This window comes from Micromonospora sp. D75 (assembly GCF_018070405.1).
GTDB classification, from domain to species: Bacteria; Actinomycetota; Actinomycetes; order Mycobacteriales; family Micromonosporaceae; genus Micromonospora; species Micromonospora chalcea.
Map to the genome: position 1 here is coordinate 1 of NZ_JAGPXV010000162.1, position 10,060 is coordinate 10,060.

Below are 10,060 nucleotides of genomic sequence, written 5' to 3' on the forward strand. Positions count from 1 at the left end.
AGGCCGCTCCGAGCCGGCGCCGCGGACGCCTCTGGTGATCACCGCGACCCGGGACGGGACGGGCGCCCCGGTCGTCCGCGAGGTGGACGGCGGGCCCGGGCCGTCCATCGTCGACCTGCCGGCCGCCGGGTGCTGGCGGCTGCGACTGGACTGGTCCGGCTGCACCGACACGATGGATCTGGTCTACCGGCCGGGACCCGGCTGACCGGCATGGCCGCCGCCGGCGCGGGTAACGCTGCGTCATGGCGCAGTACACCGAGCCGGAACTGCGCGAGCGCCTCAAGGCCGAGATCCGCGCCTCCGACAAGGGCGGACGGCCGGGGCAGTGGTCGGCCCGCAAGTCGCAGCTGCTGACGAACGAGTACAAGAAGGCCGGCGGGGGATTCGAGGGCCCGAAGGACGCACGGCAGCGGTCGCTGCAACGCTGGGGCGGCGAGAAGTGGCAGACCCGCAGCGGTGACACGCGCGCCCGCAACGGCGGCGAGACCCGTCGTTACCTGCCCGAACAGGCGTGGAAGGAGCTGTCGGAGGAGCAGCGGCGCGACACCGACACGCGCAAGCGCCGCGCGTCGCGCTCCGGCCGCCAGTACGTGCCGAACACCGGCCCGGCGAAGCGGGCCCGCCGGGACGCCACCGCCGCGGAGCAGATGACCGAGCTGCCGGTGACCGAGGCGGTCAAGCTCGTGCGCGACCTCGACACCCGTCAGCTCGACGTGGCGCTGCGCCGGGAACGGCGTGGCAAGGCCCGCAAGACGCTCATCGGACGGCTGGAGTCGGAACTGGGCCGCCGCCGGGCGGCGTGAGCGTGATCCCGTGGCGTACCGCGACGCAGGGGCCGGCCCGAAGGCCGGCCCCTGCGCGCGACAGTCAGCGGCGCGGGTGCTGCGGGATGCGCGGCAGCACGTAGGGCGGACCGGAGAACATCAGGTCTGCCTTGAGCTCGTGGTAGGCGAGCTTGGGCTGGTAGTTCTCGTCGTACACGGTGGCCAGGCCCTCCGGCGGGTCGGAGAACGCGCCGGGCACCCAGGAGTGCTTGTCGGTGAAGCCCCAGAGCGTGAACGACAGGCAGTGCCGCTCGGCCAGGCACGCCTGCATCAGCACGCTGAAGCCCGCCGCGGACGCCTGCAGGCGCGGGTTGATCTCGGCGGAGTCGCCGGCCTCCACCCCGTCGGTGATCTGGCTGCGCACGTCCACCTCGGTGAGCGCCGTGGCCAGCCCGAGCCCGGCGAACTTGCGCAGGGCCGCGACCACCTGGAGCGTGCTGAAGTTGCCGTACTGGGTGCCCAGGTGGCCCTGCGCGCCCACGCCGTCGATCGGCACGCCCTTGGCCCGCAGGTCACGGACCATGTTGTAGACGAACTGCGTCTTGTCGTCGGCCGGGTTGCCGGAGCCGAACGCCTCGATGTTGTAGTCGTTGTAGAACAGCAGCGCCTTCGGGTCGGCGGCGCGGGCCCAGCGGAACGCGTCGGCGAGGTAGCCGGGCCCGAGGTTCTGCGCCCAGAACCCCTTGTAGTGCAGGGTGGACGGGGTGTCCCAGGGGTCGCTGACCGCCTCGTTCACCACGTCCCACTGCCAGATCTTGCCCTTGAAGTGGGTGACCACCGCGGTGATGTGGTTGCGCAGGATCTGGCGCAGCTCGGCCTTGCTGATCGAGCCGTCCGCGACGCCGCTGGTCAGCCACGCCGGCAGCTGGTTGTGCCAGACCAGCACGTGGCCCCGGACCCGCTGGTTGTTCTTGCGGGCGAACTCGATCAGCTCGTCGGCCGGACCCCAGTTGTAGGTGCCGCGGGTGGGCTCCAGGCTCTCCCACTTCATCACGTTCTCGGCGGTTACGGTGGAGAACTCGGACGCGGCCAGCTCGCGGTACCGCGGCTCGGCGGCGTCGTTGAGGGCCGCCATGTCCACTGCGGTGCCCACGTACAGGCCGTGGCGCTTGGCCAGCTCGCGCAGGCTCTGCGCGGCCGGGTCGTACGGGCGTCCCGCCGTCGCGGGGACGACGTTGAGGGCGGTGGCGGTCACGACGGCGACCGCGCCGGCGGCGAGCCAGCGTCTCAGCTTCATCTCGTTCCTTCCGGGCAGGTGCGCTCGGCCCGAGGGCCGGCGGTGGCGGTGCCGGGGCCGCCGCGACGTGGAACGGAGCGGCGGGTGCCCGGGCGGGCGGTGCGGCTTCCGAAACTTCCGGGGTATCTTCCGGAAGTAGCCCGAAACCTTACGGACCTCGATAGCCGCCCGTCAATCGCCGTTCGGGTAGGAGCGGGGCGTCTCAGCGCAGGGGCGCGCAGGAGGCCCGCACGACCAGCTCGGTGGGGAGCTGGATGTGGGTCTCCCGCTCGGCGCCGGCGATCAGGTCGATCAGCAGGCGCAGTGACTCGGCGCCCATGCGTTGCAGCGGCTGCCGGATCGTGGTGAGCGGCGGGTCGACCAGCGCCGACTCGGGGATGTTGTCGAAGCCGATGACCGACAGGTCGTCCGGTACGCGCAGGCCGAGGTCGCGGGCGACGTCCACGGTGGAGATGGCGGAGAGGTCGTTGCCGGCGAAGATCGCGGTCGGCCGGTCGGGGAGGGCGAGCAGTTCGGCAGCCGTGCTGGCGGCGCTCTCGGTGCGGAAGCCGCCCACCCGCACCAGCCGCTCGTCCACCGGCGTGCCCGCGTCGGCCATCGCCTTGCGGAACCCGGCCTCGCGCAGGCGGGCCGACTCCAGGTCGGGACGGCCGCTGATGTGCGCGATCCGGCGGTGCCCGAGCGACAGCAGGTAGTCGGTGGCCAGCACCGCGCCGGCGAAGTTGTCGGAGTCGACAGTGGGCAGGCCGGACGGGCCGGTGTGCGGGTCGACGGCCACCACGTGGAAACCGTGCTTGGTCTCGACCACCGTCGGCGTCACGATCACCGCGCCGTCGATGAGCGTGCCGGACAGGCGTGCCAGCGAGCGCCGCTCCCACCCTATGGCCGCGCCCTTGCCGTCCCCGCTGGAGTAGGCGAGCAGTTGGTAGCCGCTGCCGGCGACCTCGCGGGAGGCGCCCTTGAGCAGCTCGGTGGAGAACGGCTCGAACTCGGCGACCAGGATGCCCAGCACGTTCGTCCGGTGGCTGCGCAGGCTCTGCGCCCCCAGGCTGGCCTCGTATCCGAGTTCGTGGATGACCTGCTGGACGCGCTCGACGGTGGCCTGTGCGACGCCGTACCGACCATTGACAACTTTCGATACGGTTGCCACCGAGACGCCGGCTGTACGGGCCACGTCTGACATCTTGACGCGCTGCGGGAACACCACGCCGACGATGATAGAGGGCCTTCCCAGGGTGATCGAAGACGTTTTCGAAAACGTTATCGATACCGATTGACTTCACGTTACGGCCCTGTAAAACTCCCCGGCAGGTAACCCGACTAAGTGGTCGAGGAGACATCTATGGCGATGAAGCGCCGTGCTGGCGCCGTCCTGGCACTGTTTGTGACAAGCGCTCTGCTGGCCTCCGCGTGCAGCGGAGGTGGCGACGACGACAAGGCCGCCGAGAGCGAGCTGTACAAGAACCCGGTGACGCTGACCTGGTGGCACAACGCCTCGCAGGACGGGCCCGGCAAGACGTACTGGGAGAAGGTCGCCAAGGACTTCTCCGCGGCCCACCCGACCGTCAAGATCGAGATCGAGGCGATCGAGACGAACCAGCTCCAGCGCACCCGGCTGCCCGCCGCGCTGCTGAGCAACGACCCGCCGGACATCTTCCAGGCGTGGGGTGGCGGCGAGATGCGCGAGCAGGTCGAGGCCGACTACCTCAAGGACATCACCGACCAGGTGAAGAGCGAGGTCGCCGACATCGGCAGCGCCTCCGAGATCTGGCAGGTGGAGGGCAAGCAGTACGGCCTGCCGTTCCGGATGGGCATCGAAGGCGTCTGGTACAACAAGGACATGTTCGCGAAGGCGGGCATCACGGCGCCGCCGACCACCTTCGAGGAACTCAACGCCGCGGTCACCAAGCTCAAGGCCATCAACGTCATCCCGATCGCCCTGGGCGCCGGAGACAAGTGGCCGGCCGCGCACTGGTGGTACAACTTCGCGCTGCGGGCCTGCTCGGTCGACACGCTGAAGAAGGCGACCAAGGACCGGACCTTCGACGACCCGTGCTTCGTCAAGGCCGGCCAGGACCTGAAGAGCTTCATCGACACCAAGCCGTTCCAGAACAACTTCATCGCCACGCCGGGCCAGAACGACCCGACCAGCGCCAACGGTCTGCTCGCCAACGGCAAGGCCGCGATGGAACTGATGGGCGACTGGAACCGTGGCACCCTGGACACCGTCGCCACGGACAAGGCGGCCCTGGGCAAGTTCCTGGGCTGGTTCCCGGTGCCGGCGATCTCCGGCTCCGCCGGTGACCCGAAGGCGGCCCTCGGCGGCGGCGACGGCTTCGCCTGCTCGAAGAACGCCCCGGCCGAGTGCGTCGAGTTCCTCAAGTACATCGTCAGCCCCGAGGTGCAGAAGGGCTACGCCGCCACCGGCACCGGCCTGCCGGTCGCCAAGGGCGCCGCCGACGGCGTCACCGACCCGGCGCTGAAGTCCATCCTGGAGGCCACCTCCTCGGCCACCTACGTGCAGCTCTGGCTGGACACGGCCTTCGGCAGCACCGTCGGCACCGCGATGAACGACGCGATCGTCGCGATCTTCGCCGGCAACGGGACACCTGAGAAGGTCGTCTCGGCCATGAAGGCGGCCGCAAGCAAGTGACGTCCGCATCGACGACCCGTACGCCCGCCGACGGCGCTCACGCGCCGCCGGCGGGCCTCCGGCCCGGCGCACGAGCCGCCTCACGCCGCGCCGAGACCCGCCGTAAGTGGTACGAGATCATCGGCCTGACGACGCCGGCGGTCCTCATCTACGTGCTGTTCGTGCTGGTGCCGATGGGCTTCGCGTTCTACTACAGCCTGTTCCGCTGGCGCGGGGTCGGGCCGCCCACCGAGTACGTCGGCTTCCGTAACTACACGCTCGCGTTCCAGGACCCGATCTTCCTCGACGCGCTGCGCAACAACGCCATCATCGTCTTCGGGTCGCTGCTCATCCAGGGGCCCGTCGCGCTCGGCATCGCCCTGCTGCTCAACCGCCGCTTCCGCGGGCGCTCCGCGTTCCGCCTGCTGGTCTTCGTGCCGTACGTGCTCGCCGAGGTCACCGTCGGCATCATGTGGAAGCTGATCCTGACCGACGGCGGCACGCTCGACGCGCTGCTGCGGTCGGTCGGGCTGGGCGGGCTGGTGCAGGCGTGGCTGGCCGACCTCGACGTGGTCATCTGGACCCTGCTGTTCGTGCTCACCTGGAAGTACGTCGGCTTCGCCATCATCCTGCTGCTCGCCGGCCTGTCGAACGTGCCGCCCGAGCTGAACGAGGCCGCCGAGATCGACGGCGCGAGCTGGTGGCAGATCCAGCGTCACGTCACGTTGCCACTGCTCGGCCCGACCATCCGGATCTGGATGTTCCTGTCGATGATCGGCTCGTTGCAGGTCTTCGACATGGTCTGGGTGACCTCCGTGCCCGCGGTGCGGTCGCTCGGCGCCTCGGCCACCATGGCGACGTACATGGTGGACAACGGCTTCTTCGCCCGGCTGTGGGGCTACGGCAACGCGGTCGCCGTGATCCTGTTCGCCATCTCGTTCGTCGCGGCGCTGCTGTTCCAGCGGTTCCTGCTCAGCCGTGACATCGAGGGCGCCATCACCCGGAAGGGGAAGTGACAGTGGCCGTGAACTCCGTACCCGCCCCTTCGCCCGGGCGCCGTCCGGTGCAGTGGAGCTCGCCGCTGACGTACGCGATCGCGCTCGCGGTCGCGGCCGTGTCGATCGCCCCCGTCGTGTACGTCATCGTCGGTGGCTTCCGGACCACGCCGCAGATCGTGAACGACCCGGCCGGCCTGCCCGACCCGTGGGTCTGGGACAACTACTACCGGGTGCTCACGCAGAGCGACTTCTGGCGGCAGGCGTTCAACAGCGCGGTGATCGCTCTGGGCACCACGCTCGGCGTGGTGGTGCTCGGCATGGCCGCCGCGTTCGTGCTCGCCCGGTACTCGTTCCGGGGGCGTGAATGGCTCTACACGTTCTTCACGCTCGGTCTGCTCTTCCCGGCCGGCGCGGCGATCCTGCCGCTGTACCTCCTGCTGCGTGACCTGAGCCTGATCAACTCCTACTACGCGGTGATCCTTCCGCAGGTCGCCTTCTCGCTGCCGCTGACGATCGTCATCCTGCGGCCGTTCCTGTCGGCCATCCCGCGGGAGCTGGAGGACGCGGCCGCCATCGACGGCGCCGGCCGGCTCGGCTTCCTCTGGCGGATCGTGCTGCCGCTGTCGCGGCCCGCGATCGTCACCGTCGGTATCCTCGCGTTCGTGGCGAGCTGGAACGCGTTCCTCCTGCCGCTGCTCGTCCTCGGGGACGTCAACCTGCACACCCTGCCGCTGGGCGTGCAGAACTTCTCCAGCCAGTACACCACCGACACCGCGGGCGTCCTCGCCTTCACCTCACTGGCGATGCTGCCGGCGCTGCTGTTCTTCACCCTCGCGGAGAAGCAGATCGTGGGCGGGCTCCAGGGCGCGGTCAAGGGCTGAGCGGCAGCAGCACCAGCACAACCAATGGAAAGGCACACCATGACAGGGGTCCACGCGGTGGTGGACGGGCCGGTACCGGCCCAGGCAGATTCGGACCACGACCGGTCGGACGGGCACGACGCCGAGACGCGCGTACGGGAACTGCTCGCTCGCATGACGACCGAGGAGAAGATCGCGCAGCTCGTCGGGTTCTGGGAGAAGGAGGACGGTGAGGCGGTCGCGCCCCTGCAGGGCGAGTTCGCCGACAGCGGCCGGCTCGAAGACTTCGCCCGGCACGGGCTGGGTCACCTCACCCGCCCCTACGGCACCCGCCCGGTCGATTCCGCGGCCCGCGCGGCCTGGCTGTGGAAGTTCCAGCGGGACCTGGTGACCGGTACCCGGCTGGGCATCCCGGCCATCGTGCACGAGGAGTGCCTGACCGGCCTGTCGGCCTGGAAGGCGGCCACCTTCCCGACGCCGCTTGCCTGGGGCGCCGCGTTCGACCCCGAGCTGGTCACCGAGATGGCGGCGGCGATCGGGGCCTCGATGCGCGCGCTCGGCATCCACCAGGGACTGTCCCCGGTGCTGGACGTGATCCGGGACCCGCGCTGGGGCCGGGTCGACGAGTGCATCGCCGAGGATCCGTACCTCGTGGGCACCATCGGCACCTCGTACGTGCGGGGACTGCAGTCGCAGGGCGTGCTCGCGACGCTGAAGCACTTCGCCGGCTACTCCGCCTCGCGGGCCGGGCGCAACTTCGGCCCGGTGCACGCCGGTCCCCGGGAACTCGCCGACGTGCTGCTGCCGCCGTTCGAGATGGCGATCCGCGACGGCGACGCGCGCAGCGTCATGCACTCGTACGCCGAGATCGACGGCGTGCCGGTCGCCGCCGACCCGACCATGCTCACCGACCTGCTGCGGGACCGGTGGGGGTTCGACGGCACAGTGGTGGCCGACTACTACGGCGTCGCCTTCCTCAACCTGCTGCACCACGTCGCGGCCGACCACGCGGACGCGGCGGCGCAGGCGCTGGCCGCGGGCCTGGACATCGAGTTGCCCACCGGCGACGCCTTCCTGACGCTGACCGAGTCGGTGCGGGCCGGCACTGTCGACGAGGCGCTGGTCGACCGGGCGGTGTTGCGCGTGCTGCGCCAGAAGCAGGAACTCGGGCTGCTCGACGCCACGTTCGCCGACGAGCCGCCGGGTGCCGTGGACCTCGACTCGCCGGAGCACCGGTCGATCGCGCGCCGGCTCGCCGAGGAGTCGATCGTCCTGGTCGCCAACGAGGGCGTGCTCCCGCTGCCGGCGGGCCGCCGGGTGGCGGTGGTCGGCCCGAACGCCGACCGGCAGGGCGCGTTGTTCGGCTGCTATTCCTTCCTCAACCACGTGCTGGCCCATCACCCGGGCGTGGAGACCGGCTTCGAGGTGCCGACCGTCCTGGAGGCGGTGCGCGCCGAGTTCGGCGCCGACCGGGTCACCTGCGCGGCCGGCTGCGAGGTGGACTCGGCGGACCGGTCCGGCTTCGACGAGGCGGTCGCCGTCGCGTCCGCCGCCGACGTGGCGGTCCTCGTGGTCGGCGACCACGCCAGCCTGTTCGGCCGCGGCACGGTCGGGGAGGGCTGCGACCGGGACGACCTGGAGCTGCCCGGCGTGCAGCGCCAGCTCGTCGAGGCGGTGCTGGACACCGGCACCCCGGTCGTCCTGGTGCTGCTGACCGGCCGGCCGTACGCGCTGGGCTGGGCGCTGACCCGGTGCGCGGCGGTGCTGCAGACGTTCTTCCCGGGCGAGGAGGGCGCCGGGGCGATCGCGGGTGTGCTCTCCGGGCGGGTCAACCCGTCCGGCCGGCTGCCGGTCACCCTGCCCGGCTCGGCCGGCGCGCAGCCGTACTCGTACCTGCACCCGGAGCTGGGGGCGGGCACGAACGGCACCAACCTGCCGGCGACGCCGGTGGCGCCGTTCGGTCACGGGCTGTCCTACACCACGTTCGCGTACACCGACCTGACCGTGCCGGCCGAGGTGCCGGCCGACGGGGCGCTGCGGGTGTCGGTGCGGGTCACGAACACCGGCGCGGTCGCCGGTGACGACGTGGTGCAGCTCTACGGCCGGGACCTGGTCGCCTCGGTGACCCGGCCGGTGGCGCAGCTGCTCGGCTACCGGCGGGTGCGTCTGGAGCCGGGGGCCTCGGTCACCGTCGAGCTGAGCGTGCCGACCACGCGGCTGGCCTTCACCGACCGCACGCTCACCCGCGTGGTGGAGCCCGGGGAGGTCGACGTCTGGGTGGGTACGAGCGCCCGGCGCGACGTCCAGGCGCGGACCACGCTGACCGGCGACACCGTCGAGATCACCGCCGCCTCGCCCCGCTGGACGACCACCGACCTCCGCTGAACGGGGTCCGCCGGTCGTCCACGGGGCGGACGGCGGACCCTTTCAACCCATATTGGCGTTATGTCGATTTTGGCTCAGTAGGCTCCAGGATGTCATCCAGCCCCGGCTGGATCCCGGTCGCCGGCACCCACAGGGATGCGTGAGTCACGATGATGGACGCGGACACCATGGTCCTGCCCCGGATCGGGGACGCCGCGGTCGAGGACCCCTGGGGCGAGGACCGTCCGCGCCGCTCCACCGCCCGCGCCGCGACCGCCGCCGTGACCCGGTGGCGGATCGCGGCGTGGCTGCTGCCCGCGGTCCTGACCGGCGCGCTCGGCGCGACCCGGATCGCGACAGCGGGTCCGAGCGCCGGGGAGTCGGCGGCCCGCCGGGCGGCGACGTCGCCCTGGCAGGGGATCGGGCTCACCGGCGACGACATCGCGCTCGGGCCGTACCACCTGCTCCTGCGCGGCTGGGCGGAGCTGTTCGGCGCGACGGACCTCGCGCTGCGCGTACCGTCGCTGCTGGCCATGGTCGGGGCCGCGGCGCTCGTCGGCGCGGTCGCCACCCGGATCGCCACGCCCGCCGCCGGCCTGCTGGCCGGCCTGATCTTCGCGGCGCTGCCGACCTCGATCCGGTACGCGCAGCAGGCACAGCCGTACGCCCTGGCGGTGTTCGCCGCCGTGCTCGCCACCTGGCTGCTGGCGTCCGCGCTCGACCGGCCGCGCCCGCGGCGGCTCGTGCCCTACGCGGGCGCGGTGCTGCTGCTCGGTCTGTGCCAGCCGGTGGCGTTGCTGCTGCTCGCCGCGCACGGCTGGGTCGTGCTGGCGTTCCGCCGCCGGGACACCGTCCGGTGGCTGGCCGCAGTGGCCGTCGGGCTGCTGCCGGTCGCCGCGCTGCTCGCCGTCGGCGTGCGTGAGGGCGGGCGTCTGGCGTCCGGCGCGTGGCCCGGCGCCGCCGTGCTGGCGGCCACGCCCGGAGAGCTGTTCGGCGTCGTCGCGCTCGGCGGCGTGCTGGCCGGGCTGGCCCTGTTCAGCCTCCCGCTGCGGTACCCGGCCGCGATCTGTACCGCCTGGGCGCTGGTGCCGGCGCTCGGGCTGCTGGCGCTGGCGCAGGCCGCGCCGGTCTGGTCGGCGGTGAAC

8 protein-coding genes and 1 pseudogene are annotated in these 10,060 nt (G+C 71.7%); 7 read left to right on the forward strand and 2 right to left on the reverse strand.

Features of this window, described 5'->3' with window-relative positions; all coding sequences use genetic code 11:
- Both KBX39_RS12610 and KBX39_RS12615 read left to right on the forward strand, forming a co-directional pair.
- Positions 1-205: pseudogene (locus KBX39_RS12610) on the forward strand (hypothetical protein); the annotation flags it as partial.
- A 37-nt stretch (positions 206-242) separates the two neighbouring features.
- Entirely contained in the window at positions 243-803 is a 561-nt protein-coding gene (locus KBX39_RS12615) for a DUF5872 domain-containing protein (RefSeq protein WP_210870591.1), read from the forward strand.
- A gap of 64 nt (positions 804-867) precedes the next feature.
- On the opposite strand, the gene KBX39_RS12620 is transcribed toward KBX39_RS12615, so the two are convergent.
- Entirely contained in the window at positions 868-2,061 is a 1,194-nt protein-coding gene (locus KBX39_RS12620; RefSeq protein ID WP_043323406.1) for an endo-1,4-beta-xylanase, read from the reverse strand.
- Positions 2,062-2,263: 202 nt separating this feature from the next.
- Positions 2,264-3,244: a LacI family DNA-binding transcriptional regulator gene (locus tag KBX39_RS12625; RefSeq protein WP_187692751.1), complete on the reverse strand. Its 981-nt coding sequence runs from the start codon at positions 3,242-3,244 to the stop codon at positions 2,264-2,266.
- A 201-nt stretch (positions 3,245-3,445) separates the two neighbouring features.
- Here KBX39_RS12625 and KBX39_RS12630 point away from each other — a divergent pair, with 201 nt between their 5' ends.
- From KBX39_RS12630 to KBX39_RS12650, 5 genes are all read left to right on the forward strand, one after another.
- Positions 3,446-4,714, forward strand: coding sequence for an ABC transporter substrate-binding protein (locus KBX39_RS12630; protein WP_274478740.1), 1,269 nt, complete (start codon positions 3,446-3,448; stop codon positions 4,712-4,714).
- A complete protein-coding gene (locus KBX39_RS12635) occupies positions 4,711-5,709 on the forward strand; it encodes a carbohydrate ABC transporter permease (protein ID WP_210870594.1) in 999 nt (332 codons plus the stop codon). The genes KBX39_RS12630 and KBX39_RS12635 overlap by 4 nt, the downstream gene beginning before the upstream one ends.
- Positions 5,706-6,572 carry a carbohydrate ABC transporter permease gene (locus tag KBX39_RS12640; RefSeq protein WP_043323413.1) on the forward strand — a complete coding sequence of 289 codons (867 nt, stop codon included), beginning with the start codon at positions 5,706-5,708 and terminating at the stop codon, positions 6,570-6,572. The genes KBX39_RS12635 and KBX39_RS12640 overlap by 4 nt, the downstream gene beginning before the upstream one ends.
- Before the next feature lie 39 nt (positions 6,573-6,611).
- A complete protein-coding gene (locus KBX39_RS12645; protein WP_210870597.1) occupies positions 6,612-8,936 on the forward strand; it encodes a glycoside hydrolase family 3 N-terminal domain-containing protein in 2,325 nt (774 codons plus the stop codon).
- Between the two features lie 149 nt (positions 8,937-9,085).
- Positions 9,086-10,060: glycosyltransferase family 39 protein (locus KBX39_RS12650; RefSeq protein ID WP_210870600.1), on the forward strand; the 975-nt coding region annotated here is incomplete at its 3' end.